Below are 16766 nucleotides of genomic sequence, written 5' to 3'. Positions count from 1 at the left end.
ACGCTAACTTCTCAGTTATTTCGTTTCGTCAACTGCGAAGACCGCTATTCTAACTACATAACAACCGTTTGTGAAGTTTTTTTTGCTACAAGTTCCAGACTTCGGAACAACTTCACTCTGCTCTGATGGTGGAGGTAAGCGGGATCGAACCGCTGACCTCTTGCATGCCATGCAAGCGCTCTCCCAGCTGAGCTATACCCCCCTTGCAGAACAGAAACGAGATTCTAGAGGCCAATTTGCGCTTTGTAAAGACCCTTTGAGCAATTGCATGCGACTTTTTTCATAAGTCGCATGCAAACCCTCTCAAGGTCCGCGCGAACGCGCTTATCCCAGCGCTTTTTCGATACGGCCAACGACGACATCACGGCCAAACAGCATCAGCACGCTGTCGATCGACGGCGTATGCGTGGTGCCGGCCACCAGCAGACGCACCGGCATGGCCAGTTGCGGCATCTTCAGTTTATGCGTGCCGAGCGTGGCCTTGAGCGTGGCGGCGATCGCCTCCTTGGTCCATTCCGCGGTCTTCAGGCCGGCTGCCAGATCGGCCAGCGCGGGACGCACCACGTCGGTGACGTGTTGAGCGAGGGCTTCGGCCTCGGGCGCCGGCGTGCGATAGAACATTGCGGCGTTCTCGGCGATCTCCTTCACCGTCGACGCGCGGTCCTTCAGCAAACCCACCACCGACGTCAGATCCGCGCCCTGCGCCAGTGCGGCTTCGTCGATACCCAACTCGGCGAAGAACGGCTTGACCAGCGCCGCGAGACGCGCGTTGTCCGCTTCCTTGATGTAGTGCGCGTTCAGCCAGCTCAGCTTGTCGTGGTCGTACTGCGCCGGGGACTTGCCCAGGTGCTCCAGATCGAACCATTCGACGAACTGCTCGCGGGAGAAAATTTCCGCGTCGCCATGCGACCAGCCGAGACGCGCCAGATAGTTGACCACCGCTTCCGGCAGGAAGCCGGCGTCGCGATAGGCCATCACGCTCATCGCGCCGTGGCGCTTGCTCATTTTCTCGCCCTGCTCGTTCAGCACCGTCGGCAAATGCGCGTACACCGGCGGTTCGGCGCCGAGCGCGCGCAGAATGTTGATCTGCCGCGGCGTGTTGTTGACGTGATCGTCGCCGCGAATCACGTGCGTGATGCGCATGTCCAGATCGTCGACCACCACGCAGAAGTTATACATCGGCGTGCCGTCCGGACGCGCGACCACCAGGTCGTCGAGCTCCTCGTTCGAGATCTCGATATGACCTTTCACCGCGTCGTCCCATGCGACCACGCCGGTCAGCGGATTACGGAAGCGCAGCACGGGCTGCACGCCGGCCGGCGGCTCCGGCAGCACCTTGCCCGGCTCCGGGCGCCACGTGCCGTCGTAGCGCGGCTTCTCACCGGCTTCACGCTGACGTTCGCGCAACGCGTCGAGCTCTTCCGTGGACATGTAGCACGGGTAGACGAGGCCGGCTTCACGCATCTGCTGCAGCACTTCGCGATAACGGTCCATGTTCTGCATCTGGTAGAACGGGCCTTCGTCGATGTCGAGGCCGAGCCACTGCATGCCGTCGAGAATGGCGTCCACCGCTTCGGTGCTGGAACGCTCGACGTCGGTATCCTCGATTCGCAGCACGAAGGTCCCTTTCATCTTGCGCGCGAACGCCCACGGATAGAGCGCGGAGCGAATGTTGCCGAGGTGGATGAAGCCGGTGGGACTCGGTGCGAAACGGGTACGAACGGAGGTGGTCATTAGCGGTTACTCGGAAGACAGGCGCCGGCGCCTTGACGGGCCCAACCCGTGAAGCGCGGCAGCGGACCGCGCCCATGCGGGCCGACAGACGCCGCGCATGAACACGAAGGAAATAAATACGAGAGCAGAATTATACCTTTGCTCATCGGCTTGCCTGTCCTCGTCCGAATGGCCAATGGCGCGACGCCGCCCGCCACCCGAAGCGTCCCTCTGCAACGTTTCATTACCGCGCCGCCGCGCGCCCGGCGCTTTGATTTATGATGTGCGCGCGCCGCGATTCGAGATCGAACCACGGCGCATGGAATCGCCGCCGGCGAGCCCGTCCGTTTGACTCTACCCGCCTGATCGCGGCCCAAGGCCACGCCATTTGCGTCGCCCGTGCCGTTGCTGGAGAACCCGTTGAAACCCACCCCGCCTCGCCTCGCCCGCCGCAATTTCTCTCTGGCCGCCGCTTCCGCCGTGCTGGCCGCCTGCACCACCACCGGCAGCAAGCTCGAGGGCTCGCCGATCACCGCCACGCCGACGCTGCCCACGCCGCCGCTCGACAAGCCCCAACGGCCGGTGCGCGTCGCGCTCGCGCTGGGCGGCGGCGCCGCGCGCGGCTTCGCGCACATCGGCGTGATCAAGGCGCTCGAGGCGCGCAACATCAAGGTCGATCTGGTCGCGGGCACGAGCGCCGGCTCGGTGGTCGGCGCGCTGTACGCGTCGGGCATGAACGGCTTCGCGCTCAACAAACTGGCGCTGACCATGGACGAAGCCTCGATCAGCGACTGGGCCATGCCGTTTCGCACGCGCGGTTTCCTGCAAGGCATCGCGCTGCAGAACTATCTGAACACCACGTTGAATAACCGCCCGATCGAGAAGATGGTCAAACCGCTCGGCGTGGTCGCCACCGACCTCAACAGCGGCCAGCCGATCCTGTTCCAGCGCGGCAACACGGGTATCGCGGTGCGGGCGTCGTGCAGCGTGCCGTCGATCTTCGAGCCGGTCAAAATCGGCGGCCATGAATATGTGGACGGCGGCCTGGTGAGCCCGGTGCCGGCGTCGTTCGCGCGCAAGATGGGCGCGGACTTCGTGATCGCGGTGGATATCTCGCAGCGCCCTGAAAGCGGTCAGACGTCCAGTTCGTTCGACGTGCTGATGCAAACCTTCACGATCATGGGTCAGTCGATCAAGGCTTACGAACTCGACAAATACGCCGACATCGTGATCCGGCCGAATCTGGCTGCCATGAGCGGCAGCGATTTTTCGCAGCGCAACGCGGCGATTCTGGCGGGCGAGGAAGCGGTGGCGAAAATGATGCCGGAGTTGCAACGCAAGCTGGCCGCGGCGAAGCCAGTCGGGCAGGCGATCGGGTAACGCGGCGCCAGTTGGGCGGCGCCTTGCCGCCCAGGTGGTCGCCCAAACGCCGCTCCAAATCCGCCGCCCAAACGCAAAAAGCCTGCTTCATTCGAAGCAGGCTTCTTTACGAGACCCCAACCACCCAATCAATTCAAAGCAAAATCAGTTGTTGCCACCAATCGCCGCATTCACACGCTTACGTAGATCCTCGCCGTCCTGGTAGGACGTTTCGATCCGGCGTGCACCGGTGTAGCGCTTTTCCCAGTAGCCGCTATCCATGTCGTCGACGCGGATCGTGCTGCCCGTGGAAGGCGAATGCACGAACTTGTTGTCGCCGATATAGATGCCGACGTGCGAGAAAGAACGGCGCATCGTGTTGAAGAACACCAGATCGCCCGGCTTGAGGTCGCTGACGCGCACCTTCTCGCCGACGCGGCTCATTTCTTCGGCGCGGCGCGGCAGCGCCATACCGAGCGTGTCCTGGAACACGTAGCGGACAAAGCCGCTGCAATCGAGCCCCGAATCCGGCGTGTTGCCGCCCCAGCGGTAGCGCACACCGATCATATTCAGTGCGCCGACCACCACGTCGCCCGCTTTGCCGGCCATGCCGGACAGGAACGATTTGGCGCCGCCGTCGCTGTCCGGCGTGCTGGCCTGGGAACTCGGAGAGGACAAAGAATTCGACCCGCTGGGGGTCGAAAATGAGGCATTCGGATTAAAACTGCTAACTTCGTCGGCGAACGCGCCGGGAGCTGCTGCCATCATGACGCCAATGAACATCCCGGCGACGACGCGCGTGCAAGCCTGGGTTAGGTTTCTGTGCTGCATTGGTCGGTAGTTTTTGCCTAAAAATCAGTGGTCTACGGAAAAAAGTTTGGTCGATACTAGCCAGTAAGTATTCACGTGTCAAAACAAATAGAAAAATACAATCGAGACACGCACCCAATTGGTGAAAGGGTGAAAAATCAATGGTCAAGCGCTGCTTTCAGCAGCTTTCGCGTGTACGGGTGCGACGGCGTCGCAAAAATCTGCTCAACGCCCCCGCTTTCGACGATCGAACCGTTTTGCATCACCGCGACACGGTGCGCCATGGCCCCGATCACGGCCAGGTCATGACTGATGAAAACGAAGCCGAGGTTGTACTTCTGTTGCAACCCGGCGAGTAGTTTCAGCACCTGTTGCTGGATCGACACGTCGAGCGCGCTGGTCGGTTCGTCGAGGATCAGAATGCGCGGTTCGAGCACCAGCGCCCGCGCGATCGCGATCCGTTGCCGCTGCCCGCCCGAGAACTCATGCGGATAGCGGTACAGCACCGTGCGGTCGAGGCCGACCTCGCGCAACACGGCCACCACCTTGGCGCGCCGCGCTTCGGGCGTCATGGTCGGGCGGTGCAGCGCGAGGCCTTCGCCGACGATCCGCTCGATGGTCTGGCGCGGCGACAGCGAACTGAACGGGTCCTGAAACACGACTTGCATGTTCGAGCGCAACGTGATCTGTTCCGCGCCGCGATAACTGCCGAGCGCCCTGCCCTGGAATTCGATCTCGCCGTGCGCCGTGCGCTGCAGACCGAGCAGCGCCATCGCCAGCGTCGATTTGCCCGAGCCGGATTCGCCGACGATCCCCAAGGTCTCGCCCTGCCGTACCGACACGCTGGCTTGTGCGACCGCGCGAAAACGTCCCGCGCGGAACCAGCCGCTGAAGCCCGGCAGCTTCGTTTTGAAATCGACCGAGACGTCGCGCGCTTCGAGCAGCACCGGCGCGATCGGCAGGACCGGCACCACCGTGCGCTCCGGCCGGCTCGCGAGCAGCCGTTGGGTGTACGGATGCTGCGGCGACGCGAATACCTGCTCGACCGGGCCGCTCTCCACCAGCACGCCTTTTTCCATCACCGCGATGCGTTGCGCGAAATGACGCACCAGATTCAGGTCGTGCGTAATCAGCAGCACGGCCATGCCGCGCTTCTCCGCTTCGTCGCGCTGCAATTCCAGCAGCAGTTCGACGATCTGCGCGCGGATCGTCACGTCGAGCGCGGTGGTCGGTTCGTCGGCGAGCAACAGACGCGGGCGGCACGCCAGCGCCATCGCAATCATCGCGCGCTGCCGTTGACCGCCAGACAGTTGATGCGGATAGCTGTTCACGCGCTTGCCCGGCTCCGCGATGCCCGTACGTCCCAGCAGCGCGACCGCGCGCTTGCGCGCTTCGTTGGCCGTCACGCCGTCATGCACGACGATGGTTTCCGCAATCTGGTCGCCGACCGTGTAGAGCGGATTGAGCGCCGTCATCGGCTCCTGAAAAATCATCGCGATGTCCGAGCCGCGCAGACCGCGCATCTCGCGTTCACTGCGAGCAAGCAGATCCTCGCCGTCGAAACGGATCGCCCCGCTCACCTGCGCGTCGTTCAGCAGACGCAGGATCGACAGCGCGGTCACGCTCTTGCCCGAACCCGATTCGCCGACCAGCGCGACCCGTTCGCCGCGCGCGATGGCGAGCGTGACGTCCTTGACCGCGACGGTGTCGCCGAATGTGACGTGCAGATGGTCGAGCTCCAGCAGCGGCGGCGTAGCCGCTTGCGCGTTCCGTGCGTTTGCCGTGGCGCTCATTGATTGCCTCCGGCGCGCATCGCATCGGCGATCCGGGTGTCGAGCGCATTGCGCAGCGCGTCGCCCATGAAAGTCAGCAGCAACAGCATCGCGACCAGCACGCCGAAGGTGGACAGCGAGATCCACCACGCGTCGAGATTTGCCTTGCCTTGCGCAAGTAACTCGCCGAGGCTCGGCGTCGGCGACGGCACGCCCAAGCCGAGAAAATCGAGGCTCGTCAGCGCGAGAATCGCGCCGCTCATGCGGAACGGCAGGAACGTGATCACCGGCGTCAAGCTGTTGGGCAACACGTGCCGCCACATGATCTGCCAGTTCGACAGCCCCATGGCGCGCGCCGCCCGCACATAGTCCTGGTGACGATTGCGTAGAAATTCCGCACGCACGTAGTCGGACAAACCGATCCAGCCGAACAGCGACAGCAGCACGATCAGCAGAATGAAACCCGGCTCGAAAATCGACGAGAAGATGATCAGCAGATAAAGCTCGGGCATCGCGCTCCAGATTTCGATCAGCCGCTGCCCGACGATATCGATGCGTCCGCCGAAGAACCCTTGCACCGCGCCCGCCGCGATGCCGAGCACCGTGCCGATCAGCGTCAGCACCAGGCCGAACTCCACCGACACGCGAAAGCCGTACAGCAGCCGCGCGAACAGGTCGCGGCCGCGGTCGTCGGTACCGAGCCAGTTATCGCGCGACGGCGGCGCCGGGTTCGGCGCCTTCGAGAAGTAATTCAGCGTGTCGTAGTAGTAGCGATTCGGCGGATACACCGCGAAATTGCCCGGCGCATCGAGACGGCGCATGACGTACGGATCGAGATAATCCGCGGGCGTCGGAAAGTCGCCGCCGAATGTGGTCTCGGCGTAGGTTTTGAACATCGGGAAATACAGCTGGCCGTCGTAGCGCACCACCAGCGGCTTGTCGTTCGACCACAGCGGACCGGCGAGGCTCGCCGCGAAAGCGACGACGAACACAATCAGACTCCAGTAGCCCAGCCGCTGCCGGCGGAACCGCTGCCAGACCCGGCGCGCGGGCGAAGGCGAGACGAACGCGCGCGCCGGTTCGGTGCGCGCCGCCGCATCGGTGGAAAGACGGGCTCGATTCATCAGCGCTCCAGTTGTTCGAATTGGATGCGGGGATCGACCCACACATAGCAAAGATCGGAAATCAGCTTGGTCGCGAGACCGATCAGCGTGAACAGATACAACGTGCCGAGTACGACCGGATAGTCGCGCCGCACCACCGATTCGTACGAAAGCAGACCGAGGCCGTCGAGTGAAAAAAGCGTCTCGATCAGCAGACTGCCGGTGAAGAACGCGCCGATAAACGCTGCCGGAAAACCGACGATCAACGGCAGCAACGCGTTACGAAACACGTGCTTCCACAGCACGCGCCGCTCGGACAGCCCCTTGGCGCGCGCGGTCAACACGTATTGCTTGCGGATCTCGTCGAGGAAGGCGTTTTTGGTGAGCATGGTGACCACGGCAAAGCTGCCCACCACCGAGGCCGTGATCGGCAGCGTGATGTGCCACAGATAGTCGACGATCTTGCCGCCCAGGCTCAACTGCGCCCAGTTGTCCGACGTGAGGTTGCGCAGCGGAAACAGCTGCAGGAAGGTGCCGCCGCCGAACAGCACGAGCAGCAGCACGCCCAGCACGAAGCCGGGAATCGCGTAGCCGATCAGCACCACCAGACTCGTCGCGATATCGAAACGCGAGCCGTTGCGCACCGCCTTCGCGATACCCAGCGGCACCGATATCAGATACGTCAGGAAGAAGGTCCACAAGCCGATGCTGATCGACACTGGCAGCTTCGACACGATCAGCGACCACACGCTTTGATGACGGAAATAGCTCTGACCGAGGTCGAAGGTCGAGAAGCGCTTGAGCATCAGCCCATAGCGTTCGAGCGGCGGTTTGTCGAAGCCGTACAGCGCCCTGAGTTGGGCGATCTGCTGCGCGTCGACGCCGGTATGCGCGCGCAGACCGAACGGCGCGCCGTTTTCCGCGCCCTTTCGCAGCTCGTGCTGCATCTGCTCGACCGGGCCGCCGGGAACGAACTGGATCACGACGAAGGTCAGCGTCAACACGCCGAGCAAGGTCGGGATCATCAGCAGCAGGCGTTTGAGGATGTAGCTCCACATGGCGGTGTGTCCGGTGCGAATACGGTGAGTGGATCACGCGTCGGCGTGGCGACGCAATCGGCTAGGGCTGCGTTGACGGAGCGGTCTGCACTGGTTTTTGTGCGTCCGTTTGTGCGGACTGATACCACCACATCGACGTGATCCAGCCTTCCGCGCCATAGTACAGGGGCAAGGTTGTCGGCCACGCGAGGCCACGCTTGAATGCCACCCGATGCGTCGCGCTGTACCAATGCGGCACGACGTAGTAGCCATGAATCAGCACGCGGTCGAGCGCGTGAGTCGCGTCGAGCAATTGTTCGCGCGTCTGCGCCTGCACGAGCGCACGCAGAATCGCGTCGACGGCGGGTGATTTCAAGCCGATCACGTTGTCGGAACCTTGCGTGTCGGCGGCCTTGCTGCCGAAGCGGTCGATCTGCTCCGAACCCGGCACCTGCACGTCCGGCATGCGGATCGTCGTGGTGTCGAAATCGAACGCGTCGAGGCGCTTCTGGTAGACAGCGAAATCCGACACGCGGAACGTCGCGGTAATACCCAGCTTCTGCAGATTGCGGATGAAGGTCGCGACGATCGGCTCCATCTGCGCGGACGAACCGGAGTCGTCGAGAATCTCGAACTGGAACGGCTCGCCCCTGGCGTTGCGCAACGCGTTGTCGCGATAGGTCCACCCCGCCTGCTGCAACAGTGCGCGCGCCTGCAGCAGATTGGCGCGCAACGAGCCGGGCGGATCGGTATCCGGCTGCTTCGGCGGCACCCCGAACACGGCGGGGTCGAGCTTCGCGCGCCACGGTTCGAGCAGCGCCAGTTCGCCCGGCGACGGCAAGCCCTTGGCCTGCAGATCGGTGTTCGCGAAGTAGCTGTCGATACGCGTGTACTGATTGAAGAACAACTGGCGGTTCAGCCATTGAAAATCGAGCGCGAGATCGAGCGCTTTACGCACCCGCACATCCTGGAACAGCGGCCGCCGCAGGTTCAGCATGAAGCCTTGCATGCCGGTGCCGTTATGTTGCGGAAACTCGCGCTTGATCAGTTCGCCGCTGTCGAACTTCTTGCCCACGTCGCGCCGCACCCAATTGCGCGCGACGTATTCGACGAGCGCGTCGTACTCCCCCGCCTTGAACGCCTCGAGCCGCGCGGTGCTATCCGAATACAGCTTGTAGACGATCCGCTCGAAGTTGTTCATGCCGATCCGCACCGGCAATGCCGCGCCCCAGTACTTCGGGTCGCGCCGGTAGGTGATGGTGCGGCCGTTGTCGTACTGATCGATCAGGTACGGTCCGCTGGCGATCGGCTTTTCGAACGCCATCTGGTCGAACGGAATCCGGCTGCCGTCGGGCTTCACACCCCACTTGCGCGAGAACACCGGCATGCTGCCGGCGAGAAGCGGCAACTCGCGATTGCGCTGACGGAACTCGAAACGGATGGTCTGCGGATCGACCACCACCGCGCGCGTGATCTCGCCGAAATACGAGGCGTATTGCGGTGCGGCCTGCGGGCTTTTCAGCGTGTCGAGTGAGAACTTGACGTCGGCGGCGGTGACCGGATCGCCGTTCGAAAAGCGCGCGCGCGGATTGATGTGGAAGGTGGTCGACAAGCCGTCCGGGGCGATCGCGATGTCGTCGGCGAGCAGTCCATAGGCGGAGGCGACTTCGTCGCTGCTGCCGATCGTCAGGCTCTCGAACATCAGATCCACGCCCGGCGCCGGATTGCCGCGCAGCGTGAACGGATTGAATTTATCGAAGCTCGTGAGGCGGCTCGGGTTGGCCAGCACCAGCGTGCCGCCCTTCGGCGCGTCGGGGTTGACGTAGTCGAAGTGCTTGAAGTCCGGCGGATATTTCGGCTCGCCATATTGCGCGATCGCATAGACCGCGTGCGCCACCGGCGATATCAGCAAACCGGAGAGCGCGAGCACGGTGCTGATCGCGGCCGCGCATGCCGTGCGCCATGCGCGCGGCATGTATGATGCGCCCCGATCCGGCAATGCAAGCGACGAGCGATGCGCGATCAGCGGCAAACCAGCACGCGAGAGTCTTTGAATCACGCTGCACCGAAGTGCATGAGGCGTCGGAACTCGTCGCGAGCCAGTTGTCATGGGGGCCTTGATGGTAACGGAGCCATTGAAGAGCAATGGCGATGCGGAAGAATTCTACCCAATAAAGGCACCCTGTCCGCAACATCCCGATAACGCACGAGCCCCAACGAAAAAACCACCCGAAGGCGGTTTTTTTCCACGGCCGATTCAAGCGCGGCTTGAAACCTTAATGCCAGCCGCGATGATTGTCGTAGTGGTCGCGACCGTAGTCGTAGCGGCCCGGCGGATGATGGCGATACCAGTCATCGCGGCCCCAGTAACGACGGCCGTCCCAGTAGCGGTCGCCGTGCCAGCCGATCACGATGGCCGGGCCGCCGTAGTACACGGGAGCGGGTTGATACACGACCGGCGGCGGCGGCGGCGGCGGCGGCGCGTAGACCGGAGCCGGCGCGACGTAGACCGGCGCGGGAATACCGATGTTGACCCCGACGTTAAAGCCACCGGCCATGGCAGCACCCGATGCACCCAGCGCGAGAACCCCGATCAGAAGTGGAACAAGACGAGTGGACTTCATGGATCACCCTTTTGATGAATGTGTGTTGTTGGCCGAAATATAGCGCAAGGCCGCGCGCCGCGTATTTCAACTTTGTAATAACTGATGCATAACATCGCAAGCCTCGCGACCTGGTTACGTCTCGTTACATTGGACAAGGTTTTGGTGAATAAACGGTGGCGTTGTAATCGAGTCGCGCACCCGCGCTTCACCGATTGGCCGGGACCGATGGCAATCGCGTGACGTCGCCCGCAAGGGCCACGAATCAGTAGGATGTCGAAGCATATTGGATAACCTGCGCGCGCCCTTCCCCCACCGCTTCCGCGCGCATACCGGCGCGACGCTCGCAGCGGCTGTCCGCCTGGATCAGACCCGCCGCGCCGCATCCGCGCGCGCCAGCTTCGCCCGCCCTAACGCAAAAAACGAACATTTTCATGTTCGAAAGAACATTGCCATGGATCGACCCATGTCAGCCGTCATCAGACGTCTACGAAATACACACTCCGCCACATCGCTGTTTTTTCGACTATTTCTCATAATTCAAGCGTAAAAACCATGGTTTCCCCTAGTGTCACGACCCCATCCAAGTGATACGATGACTGACACGAAACGAAGAAAAATGTTCGAATTCGCGCACGCCAGTCAGATCAACGACCAAGCCGGCGGATATCCTGGGTACGGAGACAGATTTTGAAAACAATCATAGGTTTGCGCTGGTGGATCATCGCCCTCGTGTGTCTCGGGACGATCGTCAACTATCTGTCGCGCAACGCGCTCGGCGTGATGGCGCCCGAGTTGATGAAGCTGCTGCACATGAGCACGCAGCAATATTCCTACGTGGTCGGCGCGTTCCAGGTCGGCTATACGATCATGCAGCCGATCTGCGGCCTGATCATCGACCTGATCGGTTTGCGGCTCGGTTTCGCGCTGTTCGCCTGCCTGTGGTCGCTGACGGGCGTGCTGCACGGCTTCGTCGGCAGCTGGCTGTCGCTCGCGGCGTTGCGCGGCTTGATGGGCCTGAGCGAGGCCGTCGCGATTCCCGCCGGCATGAAGGTGGTCGCCGAGTGGTTTCCCAATCGCGAGAAATCGGTCGCGGTCGGCTACTTCAACGCCGGCACCTCGCTTGGCTCGCTGCTCGCACCCCCGCTCGTCGTGTTCCTGTCGCTGCGCTACGGCTGGCAAAGCGCCTTCGCGGTGACCGGCGCGCTCGGCTTTCTGTGGGCCGCCGCGTGGTTTCTGCTGTACCGCTCGCCGACCGATCACCCGCGCATCGGCCAGGCGGAGCGTGAAACGATCGTCAGCGGCCAGACGCCGGCCACGACGCAGCGCCGCGGCATCCGCGAGGTGCTGCGCACGCGCCGCTTCTGGGCGATCGCGCAGGCGCGCTTCTTCGCCGAACCGGCCTGGCAGACGTTCAGCTTCTGGATCCCGCTGTATCTCGCCACCCAGCGTCATATGGATCTCAAGCAGATCGCGCTGTTCGCATGGCTGCCCTTTCTTGCCGCCGACCTGGGCGGTCTGTTCGGCGGTTATCTGTCGCCGTTCCTGATGAAGCATCTGCGCGTGCCGCTGGTCTGGTCGCGGATCGCGGGCGTCGTGCTCGGCGCGTTCATGATGCTCGGGCCGGCATGCATCGGTCTCGTCGCGTCGCCGTATGAAGCGATCGCGTTGTTCTGCGTGGGCGGTTTCGCGCACCAGATGATTTCGGCACTCGTCAACACGCTCGCCGCCGATGTCTTCGACCCCAGCGAAGTCGGTACTGTCGCCGGTTTCGCCGGCATGTCCGCGTGGATCGGCGGCCTCGGCTTCTCGCTGCTGGTCGGCGCGCTGGCCGACAAGATCGGCTACACGCCCCTATTCGGCGCCCTGGGCGCCTTCGACCTGATCGGCGCCACGCTGCTGATCATCCTGATGCGCGGCGTGTCCAGCGACGCGCGTCCGCGGCAAGCCGACACCGGTGCCGGCACCCCCGCCTGACCTCACTCGACGACCCATCATGCGTTCATTGACGAATCTGAAACATCCGCCGCGTTTTTCGCTGTCGTCCCACGTCGACAATCATCTTGTTCTGACTGCGCAAGCGCAGTGCCGGATCGAGCTGTTCGTGCTCGCGGAAGACATCATCCGCGTGCTCGTGCTACCGGACGGCGAGCTGCGGGGTCCGCGCAGCTGGGCGATCGCGCCCGGTATGGACGACGTCGCGCTCGAAGGCCGCGAGCGCCGCGACCTGAGCGGCTTCACGCCGCCGCCGTTCACGGTGTCGGGCGACGCCGCGCAACTCGTGGTGGAAACCGCGCGCATCCGTCTGACCGTGACGCTCGACGGCGGTTTCTGCGCGTGGGACATCCTGCATGAAGACGTCTGGCAGCGCGTGATGAGCGACCGCCGAACCCAGGCCTACAACTTCGGCTGGTGGGACCAGCGCGTCTACCACTACATCGAGAAACGCAAGGACGAGATGTATGTGGGCCTCGGCGAGCGGGCCGGCTCGCTCGATCGCGCGAACCAAAGCTACGAGATGCGCAATATCGACGCGATGGGCTACAGCGCGCGCAGCACCGACCCGCTCTACAAGCACATTCCGTTTTACGTGACCTGGCAGCCGGCGGCATCGACGGGGTTCGGCCTGTTCTACGACACGCTCGCCGACTGCCGTTTCGACATGGGCCGCGAGCTCGACAACTATCACGGCCACTATCGGCACTTCGTCGCCGAACACGGCGATCTCGACTACTACTTCATCGCATCGGCCGGCACGCCTTTGAACGCCGTGCGCCGCTTCACGTGGCTGACCGGGCGGCCGGCGTGGATGCCGAAATGGGGTCTAGGCTACTCCGGCTCGACGATGAGCTACACCGACGCACCCGACGCGCAGCAACGCATGGGCGAGTTCATCGCGCAATGCCGCGAGCACGACGTGCTGTGCGATTCGTTTCATCTGTCGTCGGGCTATACGTCGATCGGCGCGAAGCGCTACGTGTTCAACTGGAATCACGAGAAGTTTCCCGACATCGACGGTTTCGTGCAGAGCTATCTCGAGCACGGCGTGCGTCTGTGCGCGAACATCAAACCGTGCCTGCTGCAGGATCACCCCGCGTTCGACGAAGCCGCGCAAGCCGGCCTGCTGATCGAGTCGCGCGACGGCGATCCGGCGTGGGTGCAGTTCTGGGACGAGGTCGGCGCGTACCTGGATTTCACCAATCCCGACACGATCGAGTGGTGGAAGTCGCGCGTGAAGGATAGCCTGCTGAAACACGGCATCGCGGCGACTTGGAACGACAACAACGAATTCGAAATCTGGTCGCCCGACGCGATCGCGCGCGGCTTCGGCCACGCGTATCCGGCGCATCAGGCAAAAGTGCTGCAAACGCAACTGATGATGCGTGCGTCGCACGACGCGCAGCGCGAACACGCGCCCGAGCGGCGGCCGTTTCTCGTGTCGCGCGCGGGGGGCGTGGGCATGCATCGATATGTGCAAACCTGGTCGGGCGACAACTACACGTCGTGGGAAACGCTGCGCTTCAATCTGAAGATGGGCCTCGGCCTCGCGATGTCGGGCGTGTCGAACAGCGGTCACGATATCGGCGGTTTCTCGGGTCCGGCTCCGGGTCCGGAACTGTTCGCGCGCTGGGTCGCTTTCGGCATTTTCCTGCCGCGTTTCAGCATTCATTCATGGAACGACGACGGCACCGTCAACGAGCCGTGGATGCATCCCGAAGTCACGCAGCAGGTCGCCGCGCTGATCAAACTGCGCTACCGCCTGATTCCGTATCTGTACGAATTGCTGTGGCAATCGCATAGCGCGTACGAGCCGGTGTTGCGGCCGTTGTTCGCGGAGTTTCCGCACGACCCGCGCTGCCTCGCGGATGGCGACGACATGATGCTCGGTTCGCAGATGCTGGTCGCGCCGGTGGTCGAAGCCGGCCAGAACACGCGCGACGTGTATCTGCCGGACGGCGCGCGCTGGGTGTCGTACTGGAGCGGCGAGCGCTTCGACGGCGGCCGCACGGTCACGCTACCCGCGCCGTTCGAGCAACCGGTGGTGCTGCTGCGCGAAGGCTGTGTGATTCCGCTGAACGTCGCGGAACAGCACTTCGGTCACGCCGCCGATGAGCGCGCGTTTATCGCCGCGCCGCCCGCCGGCGCCGGCATCACGCGCGGCGGCTGCATCGAGGACGACGGCGAAAGCGAAGCATGGCGCGACGGCGCGCAAGGCCGCTGGCACGTCACGCTGACCGGCGACGCGAACACGCTGCAGGTGGCGATCGAACGCGAGGGGTGGATGCCGCAAGCGCAGTCGCAAGTCCGCCTGTTTGTGCCGATGAGCGAAGCGCGCACGATCGTCTGTGCCGCGTCGACCAAGGCGATGCTCCTGGCCGATCACACCGCGGACGGTTGGCGTTGCGTGACGTTTTCGATCCCCAATGAGTTCGCAATCGGCACGCACTGAATCCGCACCCGACACGCATCGAGCCCACACGAAACCCTGCCCCGTAGCGCAACGAACACCGCCCCAATCAGGAGACCTGCAAGCCATGAAGTCAATCAAGCCCACGCGCACCCGCGCACTCGCCCTCTCGTGCCTGCCGTTAGCGGGCGTCCTGTTGTCGACCGGCGCGTCGGCGCAAAGCAGCGTGACGCTGTACGGCGTCGTCGATAACGCATTCGCTTATTCGAGCAATCAGCACGGCCACTCGAACTTCTATATGAGTCAGGGCAATCTGCAGGCGAGCAAGTTCGGCCTGCTCGGTTCGGAAGATCTCGGCGCCGGCACCAAGGCGATTTTCCGGCTGGAAAGCGGCTTCAATTCGCTGACGGGCGCGTCGAGCAGCGCGGGCTACCTGTTCAACCGGCAGGCGTACGTGGGCCTCAGCAACGACCGCTATGGGACGGTGACGCTCGGCCGCCAGTACACGCCCTACTTTCAGATGGTCGGCGCGCTCGGACCGACCGGCGTGCTGACCGGCGCGACCGGCGCGCACCCGGGCGACCTCGACGCGCTCGACACCACGCTGCGTCTGAACAACTCGGTCACCTATCTGTCGCCGACGCTCGCGGGTCTGCAGTTCAGCGCCCAATACGGGCTGGGTGGTGTGCCGGGCAGCGTCGCCAACGGCAGTCAATTCAGCGCGGCGCTTCGCTACGACTACCAGCCGTTCGCGGTGGCCGCGGGCTACGTGAAGCTGAAGGACATCGCGACGAGCGGCGCGCTCGGCACCTTCGCCGATAACTCGCCCGTGAATAGCGGCTATGCGACGGCCCGCAGTTCGCAACTGTTCGCCGCGGCGGCACGCTACACGCTGAAAGACCTCATGATCGGGATCAACTACTCGAATGTGCAATACGCGCCCGGCTCGGGTTCACTGTTCACCGGCGAGGCCGTGTTCAACACGTACGGCGTGATTTCGACTTACCGGATCGCACCGGCGGTGACGATCGGCGCGGGGTATAGCTACACGAGCGCCAGCAAGTCGAACGGCATGAGCGACCCGGCGCGCTATCACCAGATTTCGCTGGAGCAGACGTATAACCTGTCGACCCGCACCACCTTGTACGCGCTGGAGGCGTATCAACATGCGCAGGGCAAGACGCTGATCGCGGCCGGCACCACGGGGACCACGATCACCAATGCGGTGGCGGTGGTGGGCGATTCGCAGAACACGACGCCGTCGTCGGGGCCTTCGCAGTTTGTCGGGATGGTGGGGTTGCGGCACGCGTTTTAATGGCGTGTCGAGCCGACGGCTAATGCCCTGAATGGCGATATCCCGCGTTATGCCGATATCGCCGTTTCTCCGTGTATGCCGCCGGTCAGAAGCCGCCCATCCCAATGCCGCCCGGCCCCACGGTGTAATGACCGATGGTCGCCCCCAGGCCACCCGGACCGACGGTGTAATTCACGCTGTCCCCTTGTCGTGCCGGCGACGCCGAACACGTATTCTTGCCCATCGGCGACAGACAAGGATCCGGCTTTGCATTCCCGAACGTGTTGGCGATGGCGTTGTTCCTGGCCACTTCTTTCGCCACGAACTTTTCCGTGGCCTTGTTTCTCGCTTCTATGATCGCGTTCATTTTTTTCGACCAGATGCGTCCCTTGACCTGATCGTGAGAAGCGAGGATTGCCTGACCTTCCGGAATCATCTTTTCTATCTCCAGGTCGTATTGGATCACCTCTTTCGGCAACTGCCCCGCACGTACCGACGCGCGGTCGTTTTCAACCACCTTGGCCCAGTCGGCTGTGGTCACCGAAGCATCGGACCGTGCGCCGACCGCGGCCCGGTTTTGCGGCGGCACCATACAGCCCGTCAGTGCGGTCGCGATGAACAGGGCTGAGAGACATCCGCTTGCGGCTGCTTTCATCGTGCCTCCCCG

At 63.3% G+C, this 16766-nt stretch carries 12 protein-coding genes and 1 tRNA gene; 4 read left to right on the top strand and 9 right to left on the bottom strand.

The annotated features are described in order from the left end of the window. Positions 1-126: 126 nt before the first annotated feature. Positions 127-202 (bottom strand) — tRNA-Ala (locus B0G83_RS09240). 122 nt (positions 203-324) lie between these two features. Next, positions 325-1734 (bottom strand): glutamate--tRNA ligase, encoded by a 1410-nt coding sequence (gene gltX, locus B0G83_RS09235; RefSeq protein WP_105507117.1) that lies wholly within the window; start codon positions 1732-1734, stop codon positions 325-327. A gap of 399 nt (positions 1735-2133) precedes the next feature. Between gltX and B0G83_RS09230 the strand changes: the two genes are divergently transcribed. After that, on the top strand, positions 2134-3093 hold the full coding sequence (locus B0G83_RS09230; protein WP_105507217.1) for a patatin-like phospholipase family protein: 960 nt from the start codon (positions 2134-2136) through the stop codon (positions 3091-3093). 144 nt (positions 3094-3237) lie between these two features. Here B0G83_RS09230 and B0G83_RS09225 read toward each other — a convergent pair whose 3' ends face one another. From B0G83_RS09225 to B0G83_RS09200, 6 genes are all read right to left on the bottom strand, one after another. Further along, on the bottom strand, positions 3238-3903 hold the full coding sequence (locus tag B0G83_RS09225; protein WP_105507116.1) for a C40 family peptidase: 666 nt from the start codon (positions 3901-3903) through the stop codon (positions 3238-3240). Between the two features lie 137 nt (positions 3904-4040). Next, a complete protein-coding gene (locus tag B0G83_RS09220) occupies positions 4041-5675 on the bottom strand; it encodes an ABC transporter ATP-binding protein (RefSeq protein WP_105507115.1) in 1635 nt (544 codons plus the stop codon). Further along, positions 5672-6778, bottom strand: coding sequence for an ABC transporter permease (locus B0G83_RS09215; protein WP_105507114.1), 1107 nt, complete (start codon positions 6776-6778; stop codon positions 5672-5674). The genes B0G83_RS09220 and B0G83_RS09215 overlap by 4 nt, the downstream gene beginning before the upstream one ends. Continuing rightward, positions 6778-7815, bottom strand: a complete 1038-nt coding sequence (locus tag B0G83_RS09210; RefSeq protein ID WP_105507113.1) for a microcin C ABC transporter permease YejB — start codon at positions 7813-7815, stop codon at positions 6778-6780. Before B0G83_RS09210 ends, B0G83_RS09215 begins: the two co-directional genes overlap by 1 nt. A 61-nt stretch (positions 7816-7876) precedes the next feature. Then, positions 7877-9904 (bottom strand): extracellular solute-binding protein, encoded by a 2028-nt coding sequence (locus B0G83_RS09205; RefSeq protein WP_374954898.1) that lies wholly within the window; start codon positions 9902-9904, stop codon positions 7877-7879. Between the two features lie 166 nt (positions 9905-10070). Next, positions 10071-10418, bottom strand: a complete 348-nt coding sequence (locus tag B0G83_RS09200) for a hypothetical protein (RefSeq protein WP_105507112.1) — start codon at positions 10416-10418, stop codon at positions 10071-10073. Between the two features lie 669 nt (positions 10419-11087). Here B0G83_RS09200 and B0G83_RS09195 point away from each other — a divergent pair. The 3 genes from B0G83_RS09195 (at position 11088) to B0G83_RS09185 (ending at position 16120) form a co-directional block, all read left to right on the top strand. Then, on the top strand, positions 11088-12374 hold the full coding sequence (locus tag B0G83_RS09195) for an MFS transporter (protein WP_105507111.1): 1287 nt from the start codon (positions 11088-11090) through the stop codon (positions 12372-12374). Positions 12375-12393: 19 nt separating this feature from the next. Continuing rightward, the gene (locus B0G83_RS09190; protein WP_105507110.1) at positions 12394-14847 is read left to right on the top strand and encodes a glycoside hydrolase family 31 protein; all 2454 of its coding nucleotides are present in this window, start codon (positions 12394-12396) and stop codon (positions 14845-14847) included. Between the two features lie 85 nt (positions 14848-14932). Beyond that, positions 14933-16120 carry a porin gene (locus B0G83_RS09185; RefSeq protein WP_105507109.1) on the top strand — a complete coding sequence of 396 codons (1188 nt, stop codon included), beginning with the start codon at positions 14933-14935 and terminating at the stop codon, positions 16118-16120. 85 nt (positions 16121-16205) lie between these two features. On the opposite strand, the gene B0G83_RS09180 is transcribed toward B0G83_RS09185, so the two are convergent. Beyond that, positions 16206-16754: a hypothetical protein gene (locus tag B0G83_RS09180; RefSeq protein WP_146120197.1), complete on the bottom strand. Its 549-nt coding sequence runs from the start codon at positions 16752-16754 to the stop codon at positions 16206-16208. Positions 16755-16766 lie beyond the last annotated feature (12 nt).

The organism is Paraburkholderia sp. BL21I4N1 (assembly GCF_002973525.1).
Classification (GTDB): Bacteria; Pseudomonadota; Gammaproteobacteria; order Burkholderiales; family Burkholderiaceae; genus Paraburkholderia.
This window is presented reverse-complemented; position numbering and strand designations above follow the sequence as displayed.

What these genes read in the sequence shown, in the direction of transcription:
- B0G83_RS09190 (WP_105507110.1), top strand. Translation starts at nt 12,394, where the DNA reads ATGCGTTCATTGACGAATCTGAAACATCCGCCGCGTTTTTCGCTGTCG.
- B0G83_RS09210 (WP_105507113.1), bottom strand. Translation starts at nt 7,815, where the DNA reads ATGTGGAGCTACATCCTCAAACGCCTGCTGCTGATGATCCCGACCTTG.
- B0G83_RS09225 (WP_105507116.1), bottom strand. Translation starts at nt 3,903, where the DNA reads ATGCAGCACAGAAACCTAACCCAGGCTTGCACGCGCGTCGTCGCCGGG.
- B0G83_RS09220 (WP_105507115.1), bottom strand. Translation starts at nt 5,675, where the DNA reads ATGAGCGCCACGGCAAACGCACGGAACGCGCAAGCGGCTACGCCGCCG.
- B0G83_RS09205 (WP_374954898.1), bottom strand. Translation starts at nt 9,904, where the DNA reads ATGACAACTGGCTCGCGACGAGTTCCGACGCCTCATGCACTTCGGTGC.
- B0G83_RS09200 (WP_105507112.1), bottom strand. Translation starts at nt 10,418, where the DNA reads ATGAAGTCCACTCGTCTTGTTCCACTTCTGATCGGGGTTCTCGCGCTG.
- B0G83_RS09180 (WP_146120197.1), bottom strand. Translation starts at nt 16,754, where the DNA reads ATGAAAGCAGCCGCAAGCGGATGTCTCTCAGCCCTGTTCATCGCGACC.
- B0G83_RS09185 (WP_105507109.1), top strand. Translation starts at nt 14,933, where the DNA reads ATGAAGTCAATCAAGCCCACGCGCACCCGCGCACTCGCCCTCTCGTGC.
- B0G83_RS09215 (WP_105507114.1), bottom strand. Translation starts at nt 6,778, where the DNA reads ATGAATCGAGCCCGTCTTTCCACCGATGCGGCGGCGCGCACCGAACCG.
- gltX (WP_105507117.1), bottom strand. Translation starts at nt 1,734, where the DNA reads ATGACCACCTCCGTTCGTACCCGTTTCGCACCGAGTCCCACCGGCTTC.